We start from the raw sequence: 16,719 nt of genomic DNA on the forward strand, positions 1-16,719 counted from the left end.
AGCGCCTCGACGTTGACGGTTGGCGAAATCCGAGACCACAGCCGATCTCCCCCAAAGTGGGGGAGATGGCCGGCAGGCCAGAGGGGGGCACTCACGCTCGGCATCTAAATCCTAAGCCACCGCCATCTGCTGCAAACTCACCAGGCGCTGGATGCCTTTCTTGGCCAGGCCCATCAATTCGGCAAACTGGTCCTCCGAGAAAGGCTCGCCCTCGGCGGTGCCCTGGATCTCGACGATGCCCCCCTTGCCGGTCATGACGAAATTGGCGTCGGTGCCGGCCGCGGAATCCTCGAGATAATCGAGATCGATGACCGGCTGGCCGTCATGGATGCCGCAGGAAATCGCCGCGACGTGGTCTTTCAGCACCTTGGCGACGCTGGCCATCTGGCGCGCTTCCATCCAGCGCAGGCAGTCGTACAGCGCCACCCAGCCGCCGGTGATCGAGGCGGTGCGGGTGCCGCCATCGGCCTGGATGACGTCGCAGTCGACGGTGATCTGCTGTTCGCCCAGCGCCTGCAGATCGACCACCGCGCGCAAGGAGCGGCCGATGAGGCGCTGGATTTCCAACGTGCGGCCGCCCTGCTTGCCGGCGGAGGCCTCGCGGCGCATGCGCTCGCCAGTCGAGCGCGGCAGCATGCCATATTCGGCCGTCACCCAGCCCTTGCCGGAATTGCGCATCCAGCCCGGCACCTTTTCCTCGAGGCTGGCGGTGCACAGGACATGGGTGTCGCCGAACTTCACCAGGCACGAACCTTCGGCGTGCTTGGAGACGCCGCGCTCGAAGGAGATGGCGCGCATTTCGTCGAATTGGCGTTTGGAGGGGCGCATTCAGGCTTCTTTCCAGTCATTTTTCGGAATCGTGGCCGGCTTTTAGACGCATGGGGGGCGGCGCGCAAAGGAAAACGGACCCGGTGAGCCGACGCGAGAGACCGGGTTGCGTCCACCGCGCCGAAGTCTATATCCTGAACAAGGAGGTTTTTGGCCGAATGACCAAGGCAATCGATCCCGGTTCGCAGTCGCTTGCACTTCAATCACTCGACATGCGCTCTCGTGACATCTTCCGGCGCATCGTCGATTCCTATCTCAGGGATGGCGAGCCCGTGGGCTCGCGCAGCCTGTCGCGCATCCTGCCTTCCTCGCTGTCGCCGGCCACCATCCGCAATGTGATGAGCGACCTCGAGCATCTCGGGCTGATCTACGCACCGCACATCTCCGCCGGCCGGCTGCCGACGCAGGCGGGCCTGCGCTTCTTCGTCGATGCCTTCATGGAACTTGGCGACCTCTCCGACGAGGAGCGCCGCACCATCGAGGCGCAGGTACGGGCCTCCGGCTCGGGCGCGACGCTGGAGCACATGCTGACCGAGGCCAGCCAGATGCTGTCGGGCATGTCGCGCGGCGCCGGCCTGGTGCTGGCCGCCAAGAACGAGGTGGCGCTGAAGCATATCGAGTTCATCCAGCTGGAGCCGACCAAGGCGCTTGCCGTGCTGGTGTCGCAGAATGGCGACGTCGAGAACCGCGTCGTCGAGCTGCCCGCCGGCATCACCGTCTCGCAACTGCATGAAGCCTCGAATTTCCTCAACGCGCATATCCGCGGCCGCACGCTGGCCGAAGCGCGCACCGAAATCGCCCGCATCAAGGAAGAGACGAGAGCGGCGCTGGATACACTGTCGCAGGACCTCGTCGAGAAAGGGCTGGCGGTGTGGGCGGGCGCGGAAAGCGGCCTGCCGGCGCGGCTCATCGTGCGCGGCCGCGCCAATCTGCTCGAAAACGTCACCGCCCAGGCCGATATCGAACTCCTGCGGCACTTGTTCGAGGACATGGAGACGCAGGACGGTCTGATCCAGCTGCTTGACCTCGCCGAGCAGGGATCGGGCGTGCGCATCTTCATCGGCTCGGAAAACAAGCTGTTCTCGCTGTCGGGCTCGTCGCTGGTGGTCGCGCCCTATCGCGACAAGGATGCCCGCGTCGTCGGCGCGCTCGGCGTCATCGGCCCGACCCGGTTGAACTACGCCCGCATCGTGCCGATGGTCGATTATACCGCGCAGCTGATTTCGCGCATGCTAAGGTAGCGCCCCGGACGGCAAGAGACGGGCAGCAAGGAGAAAAACAATGGCGCTCGAAGAACTCAAGGCCCGGATCAGCCTGCTGCTCGAGGAGATGGTCAACCAGCCGGAAGACCAGCACGAAATCCAGGAACAATTGCGCGAGAAGCTGCAGGAAATGCGCGCCATGGGCTTGCCGCTGCCGGCCGATCTCGTCGCGCTGGAAAAACGCCTCGACGACGATTTCCTGGCTGCCGGGACATAGGCAGGGAACCTGCTTCCCCTCAACTCGTCGTGTGAGGCGGAACCCGGGGACAGATCGGCCGTTGGTTTCCTTCGCGACCAGATGGAGGACAAAGTGATCCGATTGGCCGGACTGGTGCTTCCAGCACTCTATCTCATGACAAGCGCGGCATTCGCCCAGCAGGCCGATCAGCCCGTCCTGAAGGGTGCGGCCGCCTTCGGCGACTGGCGCGCCGACAGGCCGGGCGTGCGCCGCCTGATCAAACCGGAAGACCTGCCAAAACCCTATGTCACCAAGTCGGCCTCGAACAGCGCCGGGCTTGCCGACATGCCGGCGGGCGCGAAGCCGCAATTGCCGCCGGGTTTTTCGGCCGAGCTGATCGCGTCCGGCATCGACAATCCGCGCGCCGTGCGCGTCGCGCCCAATGGCGACCTGTTCGTCGCCGACAGCGAGGCCAACCAAGTCCGCGTCTATCGCCTGGCCAAGGACAGCGCCAGGCCCGCCGAGGACGGCATTTTCGCCGGCAATCTCAATCAGCCCTATGGCATCGCCTTCTATCCGCCGGGCGATGACCCGCAATGGGTCTATGTCGCCAACAGCGACAGCATCGTGCGCTTTGCCTATCAGAAGGGCGAACTGAAGGCATCCGGCGAACCGGAAATCATCGTCGCCAACATTCCCGCGAACCATCACTGGACCCGCGACATCGCCTTTTCGCCTGACGGCAAGACGCTCTATCTGTCGGTCGGTTCGGGCTCGAATGTCGCCGAGGACATGGGCAAGGCGCCCGAGGGCGGCCTCGACGCCTGGGTGGCGTCGAAGCCGCTCGGCGCGGCCTGGGGCTCCGAAGAGGGGCGCGCCGACGTGCAGGCCTTCGATCCGGACGGCAAGAACGGCCGCATCGTCGCCACCGGCCTGCGCAATTGTTCCGGCATGACCATCCAGCCGGCGACGGGGGCGCTGTGGTGCGTTGTCAACGAGCGCGACGCGCTGGGCGACAATGTGCCGTTCGAGTACGCCACGTCGGTCAAGGACGGCGCGTACTATGGCTGGCCCTGGTACTATATCGGCAACCACGAGGATCCCCGCCACAAGGGCGCGCGCCCCGACCTCGCCGGCAAGGCGACCATTCCCGACGTGCTGATGCAGGCGCATTCGGCGCCGCTCAACATCGCCTTCTACGACCGCAAGGACCTGCCCGCCGACAGCGGTTTTCCCAAGGAATACCGGGGCGATGCGTTTGTCGCCCTGCACGGTTCGTGGAATCGCGGCAACAGGACCGGCTACAAGATCGTCCGCCTGCTGTTCAAGGACGGCAAGCCGACCGGCGAATACGAGGACTTCATGACCGGCTTCGTCGTTTCCAACGGCGAGGTCTGGGGCCGACCGGTGGGGGTGGCCGTAGCCCATGACGGCGCGCTGATCGTGACCGAGGACGGCAACGGCACGATCTGGCGCGTGACCTATGATGGCGGGCGTTCCTGAGGGACATTACTCGGCAGCGCAGGCCCCCTCACCCGGATTGCCGAAACCGAATTGCAGGGGCAATTCGGGGTAATTTGACCTCTCCCCGGTGGGGAGAGGAGCCTGCGAGCGCCGTCGCTTTCCTCTTCTTCCCCACGTGGCCCGAAGCGGCCGGATGAGGGGGCTTCACAAGGCGAAGACCGGGCTGTCTGGTGCAATCAAATCCAATCCCCAGGAAATTCAATTCTATTTGGATGTATGCGATAAAGCCCGCTGATCTGGGACCCTATCCATGACCCTCACCGGCTTCCTCGCCTACAGTGCCGCCCTCGGCATCGCCGCCGCGATTCCCGGCCCTGGCGTCACCGCGCTTGTCGCGCGGGCGCTGGGCTCGGGCTTTCGCTCGTCGCTGGCCATGTCCTTTGGCCTGATGCTGGGCGACCTCACCTATCTGACCGCCGTGGTGCTCGGCCTCGCCTTCGTCGCGCAGACCTTCGGCATGGTGTTCCTGGCGATCAAATGGGCCGGCGTCGCCTATCTGGCATTTCTGGGCTGGCGCTTCTGGACCGCGGGCATCACGCCCGAAACGGTCGAGGCGAAAAAGGGCAAGGGCGGACTGATTTCGAGCTTCATAGCCGGCCTAACCGTCACGCTCGGCAATCCGAAGACGATGATCTTCTACCTTGCCATCACACCGACTATCGTCGACCTGAAGACCATTACGCTGGCCGACTACGGCATTCTCGCCGCCCTGACGGTGGCCGTCCTGTTCGTCGTGCTGGTGCCTTACCTGGCGCTCGCCGCCAAGGCGCGCTGGTTCCTGAAATCGCCGCGTGCGCTAAAGGTGCTGAACCGCACCGCCGCCGGCTTCATGGTGGGCGCGGCGGCAGCGATCGCGGCCCGCCAGTAACGCCCTTTCCGCCAAAACATTCCGGGGGCGGGCTTCGCCGCGAAATGCTTTTCCGGGACACGGGCGTTTTAGACAAGAGGCCCACTCGGATATTTCCGGCCGACAGCTTATGTTGCGCGGCTGAAAGCCCTATCTTGCCGGCTGCAATGCCACTTGCCTGAAATCCTGGGAGCGAAACCAATGAACAAGCCCGCCACCTCCGCCCGCGTCCCCGGCCGCGGCCGCATCTACAGTTCGATCACCGACACGATCGGCGACACGCCCCTGGTCCGGCTCGACAAGTTCGCCAAGGAGAAGGGCGTCGTCGCCAATCTGGTCGCCAAGCTCGAATTCTTCAACCCGATCGCCTCGGTCAAGGACCGCATCGGCGTGGCGATGATCGAGGCGCTGGAGGCGGCCGGCAAGATTGCGCCCGGCAAGACCACGCTGATCGAGCCGACCTCGGGCAATACCGGCATCGCCCTTGCCTTCGCCGCAGCCGCCAAGGGCTACAAGCTGATCCTGACCATGCCCGAGACGATGTCGGTCGAGCGCCGCAAAATGCTGGCGTTGCTCGGCGCCGAGCTGGTGCTGACCGAGGGTCCGAAAGGCATGAAGGGCGCCATCGCCAAGGCCGACGAACTGGCCGCGACGATCCCCAACGCCATCATCCCGCAGCAGTTCGAAAACCCCGCCAATCCGGAAATCCACCGCACGACGACCGCAGAGGAAATCTGGAACGACACGCAGGGCGAGATCGACATCTTCGTTGCCGGCATCGGCACCGGCGGCACCATCACCGGCGTCGGCCAGGTGCTGAAGAAGCGCAAGCCCTCGGTGCAGATCGTCGCCGTCGAGCCCGAGGCTTCGCCAGTGCTGTCGGGCGGCCAGCCCGGCCCGCACAAGATCCAGGGCATCGGCGCCGGCTTCGCGCCAAAGATCCTCGACACCACGATCTATGACGAGATCGTCAAGGTCTCGAACGAGGATTCCGTCGCCAATGCGCGCCTCGTCGCCCGCCTCGAAGGCGTACCAGTCGGCATTTCGTCGGGTGCGGCCCTGCAGGCGGCGATCGTCGTCGGCTCGCGGCCGGAGAACAAGGGCAAGACGCTGGTCGTGATCATCCCATCCTTCGCCGAGCGCTATCTATCGACGATTCTGTTCGAAGGGCTGGGGGCGTAGGCCACCGCCTTTTTTACGAATCGGCTGGCCCGCAGAAAATCCTTCCGTGGCGCCCGCAATCCGGCTTGAGCAGAACCCTGCTTCCGGTTCATATCGCCCCCGGCCCGCTTTGCGCGGGCCGGGGAGGATTTCATGTACAAGCTCTATACCCGTCCGGGCAGCGGCGGGTTCGTCGTCGAGGCAGCGCTGGCGCTGGCCAACGCACCGTTCGAGCAGATCGACGTGCCGAAATCCGACAGACCCGGTCCGGCCTTCCTCGACATCAGCCCGCTGAACCAGGTGCCGGTGCTGACCTTGCCGGACGGACGCTCGATGACCGAATCGGCGGCGATCTGCATCCTGATCGCCGAGCGCCATCCGGAGGCCTGCCTGGCGCCGGCGGTCGGCGCACCGGCCCGCGCCGATTTCCTGCGCTGGATGGCGTTCATGTCGTCTGTGCTCTACCCAGCGGTGCTGCGGTTTTACTACGCCCATCGCTACACGGCCGACGCCGAGGGCACGAAAGCCGTCAAGCAGGCGGCCATCGCCGAGATGGACCGCGGCTTCGCCGTTCTCGATGTCGCTCTCAAAGGCCGTGACTGGCTGGTCGGCGACGGCCTGTCGTTGGCCGACATCTATCTCGTCATGCTCATTGCCTGGCATCCCGACATCGACACCGCGCGGACCGCCTGGCCGAACATCGAACGTTTATGGGCAAAGCTGCGTGAGCATCCCCTGATGAAGACGCTCAACACATCGCATGAGATGTGGCCCGGCTGACGGTCAGTTTCGCAGCGCCGCCCTCTTACCCTGCAGGAACCGGCGCACCGCCGGGTCGCGTTCGAGGCCGATTGCCCTGTCATAGGCCTCGGTTGCCTGCGGCACCTGGCCAAGCCTGGCCAGGAGACCGGCGCGCGCCGCCCAATAGGGCTGATACTCATTGAGCCGCTTGTCGTCGCCCAGCACGTAAAGCGCCGCCAGCCCCGCCACGGCACCCTCCGTCTCGGCAAGCGCCACCGCGCGATTGATCGCCACCACCGGCGATCCGGCGATCGAAAACAGCGCGTCGTAAAGCGCGCGGATCGCCGGCCAGTCGGTGCGGCCGGTCAGCCGCCGCGCCGCGTGGGCGGACTGGACGGCCGCCTCGAGCTGGTAACGGCCGACGACGCCGCTCGACGCGGCATGGGACAGAAGCGCCTCCGCCTCGTCGATCAGGGCGCGGTCCCACAGGTCGCAGTCCTGTTCGGCCAGAGGCACGAAGTCGCCTTCGGCACTGCGCCGGGCCGTGCGGCGCGCCTCGGCAAACAGCATCAGCGCAAGCAGGCCGAGCGCTTCCGGCTCTTGCGGCATCAGCCTCGCCACGAGGCGGCCGAGCCAGATGCCTTCGGTGGCGAGGTTGCGGCGCTGCGTCTCGGTGCCGGCCGGATCGGACCAGCCTTCGGCGAAGGCGGCGTAGATCGCCTCCAGCACCGCGCCCAGCCGCTCGCCAAGTTCGGCCCGCTCCGGCACACGGAACGGAATGCCGGCTTCGCGGATGCGCGTCTTGGCGCGCACGAGGCGCTGGCCCATCGTTGCCGGCGAGACCAGGAAGGCGGAAGCGATCGTCGCGGCATCGAAGCCCAGCACGGTCTGCAGGATCAGCGGCGCCCGCACGCCGGGTTCGATCGCCGGATGCGCGCAAGCGAACATCAGCCGCAGCCGTTCGTCGGGCAGTTCTTCGTCGGTCATGCGCGCCTCCATCTCCTCGGCAATCAGCTTGAGATGATCGCGGGCAGCTTCCCGGGTGAGCCGCCGGCGCACCGCATCGACCCGCCGGCGCCGCGCCACGGCCAGCAGCCAGGCTTCCGGCTTCTCAGGCACGCCCGATTTCGGCCAGCGTTCGAGCGCCGCGGCAAAGGCGTCCGCCAGCGCGTCCTCGGCCGCGGTCACGTCGCGCGTGCGCGCCGCGAGCCAGGCGACCAGCTTGCCATAGCTTTGCCGGGCGGCGGCCTCGGCGGCCGCCCGGGCGATCTCCGGGCGACTGTCCATCACATGGTCATTTCTTGGCAGGTCGTCATTTCTTGGGCATGTAGTCGGCCATTTCCCAGATCGGCCGCAGTTCGACCGTGCCGGTGCTGGCCGCAGGGCAGCGCGCCGCCCATTCGATGGCGGTGTCGATGTCGGCCGCCTCGATCATATAGAAGCCGGCGAGCTGCTCCTTGGTGTCGGCATAGGGGCCGTCGATCACGTTGGTCTTGCCGTCGGCAATGCGCACAGAGGTGGTCGCCTGGGTCGGGCGCAGCCGCTCGCCGGCCAGCCACGCGCCGGACTGTTTCAACGCGTCGGTATAGGCGCTGTAGGCCGCGCTCATCTGCTGGGCCTTCTCGACCGGCATGGCCGCCATTGTGGCTTCGTCATTGTTGATCATCAGCATGTATCGCATGGGTCTTCTCCCGTGATTCGAAGGCCGCGTCCTTGCGGGGCCAAGACGTATGTCGCGCAGCGTCGACCGATTTCGACAGGGCGCAAGAAAAAACTTTCGGTCCTGATCGGGCGCGGCGCAAGCGCGGAGCCCGCACCCGTGCTGATCAAGGCTTGGGCTCATGCGCTGCCGCCCGAAAGCGCGCCGCATCGAAGCGGATTCATGCGACGCTTCCGGCTCTCTGTTTGTGCATGTCGCCTCCCAAAACCGAGGCCGCTTTTGAGAGACAAGCATTGGCCTTCAGCCGATCAGGAGCCCGCGCAGCTCGACCGACGGGATGTCGCAGCTGTCCTTCCGGCCGAACAGGGCGTAGCGGTTCCCGGCGATACGCCTATAAAGCCAGTCACGCAGCGGGCGCGGCAGCAGCAACAGCGCCTTTGCCGCGCGCCACGGCCAGCCGAGTGCCGACATCACCGCGACAAAGCTCTCGAGCTTCGTGAACGCGACGCCATCGATGAGAACGAGATTGGTTTCGTAGGAGTCCGTGCGCAGCCCATGCTTCCTGAACAGCGCTTCGCCGAAGGGCGATTGCGCGGTGGCGAAGCGGAAGCGGCCTTGACGATCCAGCCTGACCACCATGCGCACGAAGCCGGAGCACAGCACGCAGACGCCGTCGAAGACGATCAGCGGATGGCTTGCATCGAGAGACGGTTCAGCGGGAGGGCCGGGCCTGGCCGATTTGGCTGGGCCGGAATTGATTGGGACAGACTTGACTGGGGAAGGTCGGTCACGCGGGCCTCGGCTGCTCGTGTCCGCAGACACTAGGCCAGCCGGAGGCGGGATCAAAGACGTGGCGTTGTCGCACGCCGCCCGTCGCTCAGAGCCGGGCGCTCGGAACGATAGGTGGTGGCGCGGCTGTTGGCGCCCGGCCTGCAGATGCGGCTGTTGTGGCGGCTCTCGAAGGTCATGGTCAGTGCACGCCCAGCGAGGTGCCGCGGCGGGCGCAAGCCGGACCGGGGCCGCGCATGTAATAGCGCTCCGGCCGATAGGTCGGCGCGACGAATTCGCGGATGGCGGCGGCGTAGCCGATGAGGTGCGTGAGGAAGTTCATTTACCCTGTCCCTGTCCCGATTTTCGGATGTCCCTTCCGAATTGCGCGAAGGATAGCATCGAGGCGTGAATAGTCGGTGAACACGATGTTAATATCTGGTCGAAAACCCGTTGCTTCGTGGCCGGAATGCGGCTGATTCGGGGTGTTTCCGTGCCTTTTGTCGCCATTCCGGCTTGTGTGACTTTTGCATCACATATGTTTCGTTTGAATGTCGCCCGCGCGCGGTTCTGTTTCAATTTCTGGCCGGCGGGCGAAATTTCCGTTCGTGCCGCCCCGATGGCTCGGGCGCGCCTGGCATGCGTAATGTCGCGCGCGGGCGGAACTGGAGCGGGCTCTGGCCGTTCTGACTTTCATCTGATCGCTTAGAGGGAAATTGCCATGGCGCCGCGACCTGCCTGGAAGGGTTATCTGAAGCTGTCGCTGGTCACCTGCGCGGTCGAACTGACCAATGTCGTCACCCACACCGAAAGGGTCTCGTTTCGCATCCTCAACCGCAAGACCGGCAACACGGTGAAGCGCATCTATGTCGATGCCGAAACCGGCAAGCCCCTGGATGAGGGCGACGAGATCAAGGGCTATGAATTGGACGACGGCGATTTCGTCCATATCGAGGAGGACGAGATCGAGGCGGTGCAAATCGAATCCTCGCACACGATGAGCCTCGACGGCTTCGTCGACAAGGCCTCGATCCAGCAGATCTATCTCGACACGCCCTACTATGTGGCGCCGGCCGACAAGGTGTCGGAGGAGGCGTTCGCCGTCATCCGCGATGCCATGGCAGGCAAGAAGATGGCCGGGCTGGCGCGCATCGTGCTCTACAGCCGAGAACGCCCCGTGGTGATTGAGCCGCTGGGCAAGGGCATGGTGCTGACGACGCTGCGCTACGACAATACGGTGCGCCAGCCGGACAGCGTGTTCGACGAGATCAAGGCGGTGAAGACCGACCAGGAGATGACCGATCTGGCCGAACTGATCATCGACAAGAAGAAAGCGAAATTCGATCCGTCGAAATTCGACGACAAGTATGAGGACGCGCTGCTCGAACTGATCCGTGCCAAGAAGGCCGGGCACAAGGCGCCTAAGGCCAAGGCGGCGCCAAAACCCTCCAACGTCGTCAATCTGTTCGACGCGCTGAAGAAGAGCCTGTCGTCGTCGGATTCCGGGGATTCCCGCTCTGCAAACGCATCATCCGCGAAAGCCAAGCCGGCGCCCAAACGCGCCAAGCCGAAAGCTGCCGCGCCCAAGCGCAAATCGGCCTGAGGACAGGGAACGATGGCCGGCCTCGAACAATATCACGCCAAGCGCGATTTCAAGAAGACGTCGGAGCCGGCGGGCAAGGTGGCGCGCACAGGGAAGGGCGAGGCGGGCGGTATCTTCGTCATCCACAAGCACGCGGCGACCAGGCTGCATTACGACCTTCGCCTGGAACATGGCGGCGTGCTTTGGAGCTGGGCGGTGACACGGGGACCCAGCCTCGATCCGCATGAGAAGCGGCTGGCCGTCCATGTCGAGGACCACCCGATCGACTATGCGCCGTTCGAGGGCACGATCCCCAAGGGCGAATATGGCGGCGGTTCCGTCATCGTCTGGGACGAGGGCACATGGCTGCCCGAGACCGACCCGGCCAAGGCGATGAAGAAGGGCCATATCAGCTTCGAGCTCAAGGGCCACAAGCTGCATGGGCTTTGGCATCTGGTGCGGTTGAAGCCGCGGGCGGGTGAAAAGCGCGACAACTGGCTGCTGATCAAGTCGGACGATGCCGCGGCGCGCCCGGGCGAAGACATTTTGAAGGACAAGCCGGAATCGGTGAAGTCGGGCCTGACGATCGAGGAGGTCGGCGAGGGCAAGGCGGCCAAGGGCGAGAAGCCTGAAGTCTGGCACTCCAACAAGCCTGCCGCCGGCAAGGCAAAGACCACGGCCCGGAAACTCGACTTCATCGAACCGCAGCTTGCGACGCTCGAACGGGACGCACCGCCCGGCAAGGACTGGCTGCACGAGGTCAAATTCGACGGCTATCGCATGCAGGCGCAGATCGCCGGTACCGATGTGCGGCTCTTGACCCGCACCGGCCTCGACTGGACGGAGAAATTCGACGGCGAGATCGTTGCCGAACTCGCCGCGTTGAAATGCAACGATGCCATCATCGATGGCGAGATCGTCGTGCTGGCCGACAGCGGCGTCTCGTCCTTTGCGCTGCTGCAGCAGGATTTGTCGGCGAAGCGGACGAACCGCTTCCTCTATTATGTGTTCGATCTGATGCGCCTCGACGGCAAGGATTTGCGCGGCGAGCCGCTGGTCGAGCGCAAGCAGGCCTTGCAGGAACTGCTTGGCAAGCAGCCGGAAAACGCGGCGGTGCGTTTCTCCGACCATTTTTCCGAGCCCGGCAAGATCATGCTGGAGCATGCCTGCCGCATGGGGCTGGAAGGCGTCGTTTCCAAACGCGCCGACGCACCCTATCGCAGCGGGCGCGGCCCGACCTGGGTGAAGTCGAAATGCACGGCGCGGCAGGAATTCGTCATTGGCGGCTATCTGCCCTCGGACAAGACCGGGCGCGGGCTGCGCTCGCTGCTGGTCGGCTATTACGAGGGCGGCAAACTGCAGTATGCCGGGCGCGTCGGTACCGGTTTCTCCGCGAAGGGCGCGACGGAGCTGAAGAAGAAGCTCGATGCGCTGACGGCCAAGGAATCGCCTTTCGACAAGGCCGTGCCGAAGGGCAAGGGCATGGTCTGGGTCAAGCCGGAGCTTGTCGGCGAAGTGGAGTTCCGCAGCTGGACATCGGACCGTATAGTACGCCATGCCTCGTTCCAGGGACTGCGCGAGGACAAGCCGGCGGAGGAAATTGTGCAGGAAAAGCCCAAGGCAGCGACAGGCAAGGCCAAGCCGGCGTCAAGCGGCGCCGGAACATCCGCCGGGACGATGACGACGACGGTTAAGCTTTCCCATCCCGACAAGCTGCTGTGGCCCGAGGAAAAGATCTCCAAGCAGGGGCTGCTCGAGCACTACGCGCAGGTTTGGCCGCGCATGGAGCAGTTCGTGGTCAACCGGCCGCTCAGCCTGGTGCGTGCGCCGGACGGCGTCGGCGGTCCGCGCTTCTTCCAGAAACATGCCTCGGCCGGGATGAGCGACAAGATTGCCCGGATGAAGGACCCGACCGATGGCGAGGAGATCCTGTTCGTGCGGGATTTCGATGGGGTCGCCGCACTCGTCCAGTACGGCGTGGTCGAGATCCACATCTGGGGCTGCACGATCGACAAGCTCGAGCAACCCGACCAGATCATCTTCGATCTCGATCCCGATGAAGGCGTCGATGTGAAAGCGGTGCGCGAGGCGGCGCTCGATATCAGGGGCAAGCTCGATGAGCTGTCCCTGCCGAATTTCGTCAAGACGTCGGGCGGCAAGGGCTATCATGTGCTGGTGCCGCTGAAACCGTCGGCGGATTGGGAGGCGGTGAAAACCTTCGCCCATGATTTCGCCAAGGCGTTGGAACAAGGTGCCCCCGATCGCTACACGGCGACGCTGTCGAAAAAGGCGCGCACCGGCAAGATCTTCGTCGACTATCTGCGCAATGGCAGGGGCTCGACCACGGTCGCGCCCTATTCGTCGCGCGCCAAGAAGGGCGCCACCGTGTCGATGCCGGTGACCTGGGCCGAGATCGAGGCCGGCCTGGCGCCGAACGCCTTTCCGATCGGTGACAAGACGACGCTGGCGAAGCTGGCGCAAGCCGATCCGTGGAAGGATTTTTTCAAGCAGGGGAAGGTGTTGAAGCGCGGGTGAGCTGCCCCGCTCAAGCCAAAAACACTCTCTCAAACGCCTGTTTCCCCGGCGGCGAGAACACCACCGCACGGCTGTCCTTCTCGCGGCGCGCCCATTTCTCGGCGAGGATCTTGTCGAGGATGGCGGCGCCCAGCGTGCCGGCGAGGTGCGAGCGGCGCACGCTCCAGTCGAGGCAGGCGCGGCATACCGGCCGGCGCGGCCTGGCGTCGACGTCGATGCCGATGGCGGAAAAATGCGATGCCGCCGACGGGCCGAGCCTGATCTCCCTGTCGTCACGCAGCAATATCTCCTTCTCGACCAGACGGTCGAGCATGGCCACGGCCTGCTCGCCGGCGAGGTGGTCGTAGCAGACGCGGGCCACGCGCATGGCGCCGTCGCGCGGACCCGGCCGCACGCGCTTGGGGCCAACAGCTTCCGCGACACCGGTTATGGCCTCGATCATGCCCGCGACTTGCGGGCCGGCGAGGCCGTAGTAGCGATGGCGACCCTGGCTGGCCAAAGTCAGCAGCCCGCCTTCCATCAGTTTCGACAGATGCGAGGAGGCGGTGGGCAGCGACACGCCGGCCTCCAGCGCCAGTTCGCTCGCCGTCAGCGCCGTGCCGCCCATCAGGGCGTTCAGCATGTTGGCGCGCGCCGGGTCGCCGACCAGGCTGGCGATACGGGCAATGTCGGGTCCTTCACGCATAGTTCGATCCTTGTCGAAGCATTCTCGTCAGATAACCATTATTCTCCGAGCAGATCAAGGAGACGACGATGACCGTAAGAACCACCTTCACCCTCGCACCGTTGCCCGGCCGCCGATCGTTCCCGTTCATCGTCTGGGTCCGCTCGCGGCTGCCGGCCCGCCGGTATGACCGCCATTTGCAACGTCGCGACCTCTCGGAGATCGACGACCACCTGCTGCGCGACATCGGCCTGACGCCGGAAGACGTGCGCCGCGAATGCGCGAAGTCCTTCTGGCAGGCATGACCTGCAAGGGAATTGCCTAGCAGATCGCACAGCACAACGTTTCGACGCCGCTCGAACTATCGATGCGAAACCACGACCCTCAAGGAGACGACCATGCCCATCACCTGCTTCATCCGCTATGAGATCGACCCGTTCGGCAAGGCCGCCTTCGAGGAGTATGCCCGCAACTGGGGCCAGGCCATTCCGCGCTGCGGCGCCGATCTGATCGGCTACTATGCCCCGCATGAAGGCTCGGCGACGACCGCTTACGCCGCCTACAACATCGAGAGCCTGGCGGCCTATGAAGCCTATCGCGCCCGGCTTGCCGCCGATCCCGCCGGCAAGGCAAACTATGAGTTTGCCAAGCGTGAACGATTCATCCTCAAGGAGGACCGCATGTTCCTGAAACACGTCTCCGGGCCACACGCCAGGCTGGTGCTGCCGTGATCGCCGTCATCTTCGAGGTCGAACCGGCGGAAGGCAAACGCGATGCCTATCTCGGCATCGCCGCCAATCTGCGTCCCTTGCTCGACGGCATTGACGGCTTCATCTCGATCGAACGCTTCCAGAGCCTGGCCGACCCCAAACGCATCCTGTCGCTGTCGTTCTGGCGCGACGAGGAAGCGGTGAGGGCCTGGCGCAACACCGAAGAGCACCGGCAGGCGCAGCAGGCCGGCCGGGGCGGTATCTTTGCCGGCTACCGACTGCGCATCGCGCATGTGGTGCGCGATTAYGGGCTGACGCAACGGGACGAGGCGCCGGCGGACAGCCGGGCGGTGAATGGGTAGGCCGTGCAGTCCCCCTCACCCAGCCTCCGCTTCGCTCGGCTGACCTCTCCCCGAGGGGAGAGGAGATCACCGGCGCTGGAGCCAATCTCTTCTCCCCAGAGGGGAGAAGGTGGCCGCAAAGCGGCCGGATGAGGGGGAGTCCAGCCCTCAGGCATTCCCGATCAGCACGCCCGCGGCGAACACCAGCGCGCCGCCCAGAACTACCTGGAAGGCGGCGCGCAGGAACGGGGTTTGCATGTAGCGGTTCTGGACGAAGGCGATGGCCCACAGTTCGAAGAACACCACGACCGCCGCCACCGCCGTCGCCGTCCAGAAGCTCGGGATGAGATAGGGCAGCGCGTGACCGAGACCGCCGAGCGTCGTCATGATGCCGACGGTCAGGCCGCGCTTGACCGGTGAGCCGCGGCCCGACAATTTGCCGTCGTCGGAGGCGACCTCGGTGAAGCCCATTGAAATGCCGGCGCCTATCGAGGCGGCAAGGCCGACCAGCAGCGTCTGCCAGGTGTCGTGCGTGGCAAAGGCGGCGGCGAAGATCGGCGCCAGCGTCGACACCGAACCGTCCATCAATCCGGCAAGGCCCGGCTGGACATAGGTGAGGATGAACTGGCGCTGTTCGGCGGTGGCCTCTTCGTCCTTGACGTCGCCCGGAACATGCTTCTGCTCCAGTTGGTGCGCCGAGTTCTCGTGCCCCTGCTCGGCCGCCGCCAGGTCGCCGAGCAGTTTGCGGGTCGAGGCATCCGTGGTGCGCTTGGCCGCTTCGACATAGAAACGGTAGGCCTGCTGCTCCATCGCCTCGGCCTGGCGGCGGACATGCTCGATGCCGAGCGGCCTCACCAGCCAATCGGGCTTGCGTTCATAATAGCCCCTCACATGTTCGCGCCGGATCAGCGGAATGCGCTCGCCGAAGCGCTTGCGGAAGAGCTCGATGAGGGAGTCGCGATGGCCGTCCTCTTCCTCGGCCATCGCCTCGAACACCTTTGCCGATTGCGGAAAGCTTTCCGCCAGCCCGTCGGCATAGGCGCGGTAGATGCGCCCGTCATCTTCCTCGGATGAAATGGCCAGCGCCAGGATCTCCTGCTCGGAGAGCGATTCGAAGGGGCGGCGGCCGAAGCCGAAAACACGGGAAAGCATGAGAAAATCACCCTAGTTTAGAATTGTTCTAAACTAGGGTTTGGCGTGCTCCGGGTCAATCGCGCTGAGGGTCACGGGTTCAAGAATTGTTGAAGAGTGCAAGCGGCTCCACCTCTTCATTATTGATGAAGATTAACCTATATAGCTGAACCTAAGACAAGAGTGAGGATCCCGCATGACGAAACCGCACCCCCAGCATTTCGATCCGAAACCCGTCCTCGATCTCATCGCCAGCATCGAGGCCGATCTGCAGCGGCTGAAAGGCCTGGTCGAGCAGCAGATCGAAAAATTCGACCCCGCCAACCCGCACAACAAGGCCCCGGACGGCAAGCTGACCGAGGAAGGGGTCGAGTGCTGCTACCGCCTGTTCGACGAAGGCAAGTCGCGCTATTCGGTGGCCCAGCAGATGAAGATCTCGTTCGCCGCCGCGACGCACCGCTTCAACAATTGGCGCAAGCTTGGCGGGACGAAGAGGCAGCGGACGCTGCTTGGCTAGGCCTGGGCTAAACGGCCTGGTGGACAGGAAGCGGCCAACTGGCGATCTCAGCGCCGCCTCTCATTGCCCTCCCGGGCATTTCTCCCCCGTAAGCGGGGAGAAAGAAGCTGTTTCAGCGCCGCCGCCTCTTTTGCCACGCTCACTCGCTGGCGAAACCGCCGACAACATCGCTCCTCTTCCCGTCGCTATACGGGGCGAGGATGCCGGCAGGCAAGGTGAGGGGCAGCGCTGCCGTTGGCAGTGACTCACCAACATTGTCACGGTCACATT

The 16,719-nt window shown here is 64.7% G+C and carries 19 protein-coding genes; 12 read left to right on the forward strand and 7 right to left on the reverse strand.

The features are described from left to right. Positions 1-111: 111 nt before the first annotated feature. A complete protein-coding gene (gene rph / locus AC1DPX_RS04430) occupies positions 112-828 on the reverse strand; it encodes a ribonuclease PH (protein WP_032932415.1) in 717 nt (238 codons plus the stop codon). A gap of 158 nt (positions 829-986) precedes the next feature. Between rph and hrcA the strand changes: the two genes are divergently transcribed. The 6 genes from hrcA (at position 987) to AC1DPX_RS04460 (ending at position 6,580) form a co-directional block, all read left to right on the forward strand. Continuing rightward, positions 987-2,069: a heat-inducible transcriptional repressor HrcA gene (gene hrcA, locus AC1DPX_RS04435; protein ID WP_041164512.1), complete on the forward strand. Its 1,083-nt coding sequence runs from the start codon at positions 987-989 to the stop codon at positions 2,067-2,069. A 40-nt stretch (positions 2,070-2,109) separates the two neighbouring features. Beyond that, positions 2,110-2,307, forward strand: a complete 198-nt coding sequence (locus tag AC1DPX_RS04440; protein WP_095202875.1) for a hypothetical protein — start codon at positions 2,110-2,112, stop codon at positions 2,305-2,307. Between the two features lie 81 nt (positions 2,308-2,388). Beyond that, complete coding sequence (locus tag AC1DPX_RS04445) at positions 2,389-3,771, forward strand: PQQ-dependent sugar dehydrogenase (RefSeq protein WP_477234849.1); 1,383 nt, start codon at positions 2,389-2,391, stop codon at positions 3,769-3,771. A 271-nt stretch (positions 3,772-4,042) separates the two neighbouring features. Beyond that, entirely contained in the window at positions 4,043-4,660 is a 618-nt protein-coding gene (locus tag AC1DPX_RS04450; RefSeq protein ID WP_477234851.1) for a LysE family translocator, read from the forward strand. Between the two features lie 180 nt (positions 4,661-4,840). Next, positions 4,841-5,821 (forward strand): cysteine synthase A, encoded by a 981-nt coding sequence (gene cysK / locus AC1DPX_RS04455; RefSeq protein ID WP_477234853.1) that lies wholly within the window; start codon positions 4,841-4,843, stop codon positions 5,819-5,821. Positions 5,822-5,953: 132 nt separating this feature from the next. Then, the gene (locus AC1DPX_RS04460) at positions 5,954-6,580 is read left to right on the forward strand and encodes a glutathione S-transferase family protein (protein ID WP_477234855.1); all 627 of its coding nucleotides are present in this window, start codon (positions 5,954-5,956) and stop codon (positions 6,578-6,580) included. Positions 6,581-6,583: 3 nt separating this feature from the next. On the opposite strand, the gene AC1DPX_RS04465 is transcribed toward AC1DPX_RS04460, so the two are convergent. The 4 genes from AC1DPX_RS04465 to AC1DPX_RS04480 all read right to left on the reverse strand — a co-directional run bounded on the left by AC1DPX_RS04465 (position 6,584) and on the right by AC1DPX_RS04480 (position 9,312). Continuing rightward, positions 6,584-7,828, reverse strand: a complete 1,245-nt coding sequence (locus AC1DPX_RS04465; RefSeq protein WP_477234857.1) for an RNA polymerase sigma factor — start codon at positions 7,826-7,828, stop codon at positions 6,584-6,586. A gap of 25 nt (positions 7,829-7,853) precedes the next feature. Continuing rightward, positions 7,854-8,222 carry a YciI family protein gene (locus tag AC1DPX_RS04470; RefSeq protein WP_202357001.1) on the reverse strand — a complete coding sequence of 123 codons (369 nt, stop codon included), beginning with the start codon at positions 8,220-8,222 and terminating at the stop codon, positions 7,854-7,856. Positions 8,223-8,501: 279 nt separating this feature from the next. Continuing rightward, complete coding sequence (locus AC1DPX_RS04475) at positions 8,502-9,023, reverse strand: thiol-disulfide oxidoreductase DCC family protein (RefSeq protein ID WP_477234859.1); 522 nt, start codon at positions 9,021-9,023, stop codon at positions 8,502-8,504. A gap of 148 nt (positions 9,024-9,171) precedes the next feature. Next, positions 9,172-9,312, reverse strand: a complete 141-nt coding sequence (locus tag AC1DPX_RS04480) for a hypothetical protein (RefSeq protein WP_202357002.1) — start codon at positions 9,310-9,312, stop codon at positions 9,172-9,174. A 378-nt stretch (positions 9,313-9,690) separates the two neighbouring features. Here AC1DPX_RS04480 and ku point away from each other — a divergent pair, with 378 nt between their 5' ends. Next, a complete protein-coding gene (ku, locus tag AC1DPX_RS04485; RefSeq protein WP_477234861.1) occupies positions 9,691-10,572 on the forward strand; it encodes a non-homologous end joining protein Ku in 882 nt (293 codons plus the stop codon). Between the two features lie 12 nt (positions 10,573-10,584). Next, positions 10,585-13,086, forward strand: coding sequence for a DNA ligase D (gene ligD, locus AC1DPX_RS04490; RefSeq protein ID WP_477234863.1), 2,502 nt, complete (start codon positions 10,585-10,587; stop codon positions 13,084-13,086). 10 nt (positions 13,087-13,096) lie between these two features. Here ligD and AC1DPX_RS04495 read toward each other — a convergent pair whose 3' ends face one another. Next, the gene (locus tag AC1DPX_RS04495) at positions 13,097-13,771 is read right to left on the reverse strand and encodes an ArsR/SmtB family transcription factor (RefSeq protein ID WP_477234865.1); all 675 of its coding nucleotides are present in this window, start codon (positions 13,769-13,771) and stop codon (positions 13,097-13,099) included. Positions 13,772-13,839: 68 nt separating this feature from the next. Here AC1DPX_RS04495 and AC1DPX_RS04500 point away from each other — a divergent pair, with 68 nt between their 5' ends. The 3 genes from AC1DPX_RS04500 to AC1DPX_RS04510 all read left to right on the forward strand — a co-directional run bounded on the left by AC1DPX_RS04500 (position 13,840) and on the right by AC1DPX_RS04510 (position 14,822). Further along, on the forward strand, positions 13,840-14,055 hold the full coding sequence (locus AC1DPX_RS04500) for a DUF1127 domain-containing protein (protein WP_477234867.1): 216 nt from the start codon (positions 13,840-13,842) through the stop codon (positions 14,053-14,055). 93 nt (positions 14,056-14,148) lie between these two features. Further along, complete coding sequence (locus tag AC1DPX_RS04505) at positions 14,149-14,481, forward strand: NIPSNAP family protein (RefSeq protein WP_477234869.1); 333 nt, start codon at positions 14,149-14,151, stop codon at positions 14,479-14,481. After that, positions 14,478-14,822 (forward strand): antibiotic biosynthesis monooxygenase family protein, encoded by a 345-nt coding sequence (locus AC1DPX_RS04510; protein ID WP_477234870.1) that lies wholly within the window; start codon positions 14,478-14,480, stop codon positions 14,820-14,822. Before AC1DPX_RS04505 ends, AC1DPX_RS04510 begins: the two co-directional genes overlap by 4 nt. 147 nt (positions 14,823-14,969) lie before the next feature. Here the strand turns inward: AC1DPX_RS04510 and mbfA are convergent, their stop codons facing one another. Continuing rightward, a complete protein-coding gene (gene mbfA / locus AC1DPX_RS04515) occupies positions 14,970-15,953 on the reverse strand; it encodes an iron exporter MbfA (RefSeq protein ID WP_202357008.1) in 984 nt (327 codons plus the stop codon). A gap of 175 nt (positions 15,954-16,128) precedes the next feature. Here mbfA and AC1DPX_RS04520 point away from each other — a divergent pair, with 175 nt between their 5' ends. Continuing rightward, entirely contained in the window at positions 16,129-16,449 is a 321-nt protein-coding gene (locus AC1DPX_RS04520) for a hypothetical protein (RefSeq protein WP_202357009.1), read from the forward strand. The last annotated feature ends 270 nt before the right edge of the window (positions 16,450-16,719 follow it).

This window comes from Mesorhizobium sp. 01N446 (assembly GCF_056399285.1).

Coding starts and splice junctions, on each gene's coding strand:
- rph (WP_032932415.1), bottom strand. CDS start 828: ATGCGCCCCTCCAAACGCCAATTCGACGAAATGCGCGCCATCTCCTTC.
- hrcA (WP_041164512.1), top strand. CDS start 987: ATGACCAAGGCAATCGATCCCGGTTCGCAGTCGCTTGCACTTCAATCA.
- AC1DPX_RS04440 (WP_095202875.1), top strand. CDS start 2,110: ATGGCGCTCGAAGAACTCAAGGCCCGGATCAGCCTGCTGCTCGAGGAG.
- AC1DPX_RS04445 (WP_477234849.1), top strand. CDS start 2,389: ATGGAGGACAAAGTGATCCGATTGGCCGGACTGGTGCTTCCAGCACTC.
- AC1DPX_RS04450 (WP_477234851.1), top strand. CDS start 4,043: ATGACCCTCACCGGCTTCCTCGCCTACAGTGCCGCCCTCGGCATCGCC.
- cysK (WP_477234853.1), top strand. CDS start 4,841: ATGAACAAGCCCGCCACCTCCGCCCGCGTCCCCGGCCGCGGCCGCATC.
- AC1DPX_RS04460 (WP_477234855.1), top strand. CDS start 5,954: ATGTACAAGCTCTATACCCGTCCGGGCAGCGGCGGGTTCGTCGTCGAG.
- AC1DPX_RS04465 (WP_477234857.1), bottom strand. CDS start 7,828: ATGGACAGTCGCCCGGAGATCGCCCGGGCGGCCGCCGAGGCCGCCGCC.
- AC1DPX_RS04470 (WP_202357001.1), bottom strand. CDS start 8,222: ATGCGATACATGCTGATGATCAACAATGACGAAGCCACAATGGCGGCC.
- AC1DPX_RS04480 (WP_202357002.1), bottom strand. CDS start 9,312: ATGAACTTCCTCACGCACCTCATCGGCTACGCCGCCGCCATCCGCGAA.
- ku (WP_477234861.1), top strand. CDS start 9,691: ATGGCGCCGCGACCTGCCTGGAAGGGTTATCTGAAGCTGTCGCTGGTC.
- ligD (WP_477234863.1), top strand. CDS start 10,585: ATGGCCGGCCTCGAACAATATCACGCCAAGCGCGATTTCAAGAAGACG.
- AC1DPX_RS04495 (WP_477234865.1), bottom strand. CDS start 13,771: ATGCGTGAAGGACCCGACATTGCCCGTATCGCCAGCCTGGTCGGCGAC.
- AC1DPX_RS04500 (WP_477234867.1), top strand. CDS start 13,840: ATGACCGTAAGAACCACCTTCACCCTCGCACCGTTGCCCGGCCGCCGA.
- AC1DPX_RS04505 (WP_477234869.1), top strand. CDS start 14,149: ATGCCCATCACCTGCTTCATCCGCTATGAGATCGACCCGTTCGGCAAG.
- mbfA (WP_202357008.1), bottom strand. CDS start 15,953: ATGCTTTCCCGTGTTTTCGGCTTCGGCCGCCGCCCCTTCGAATCGCTC.
- AC1DPX_RS04520 (WP_202357009.1), top strand. CDS start 16,129: ATGACGAAACCGCACCCCCAGCATTTCGATCCGAAACCCGTCCTCGAT.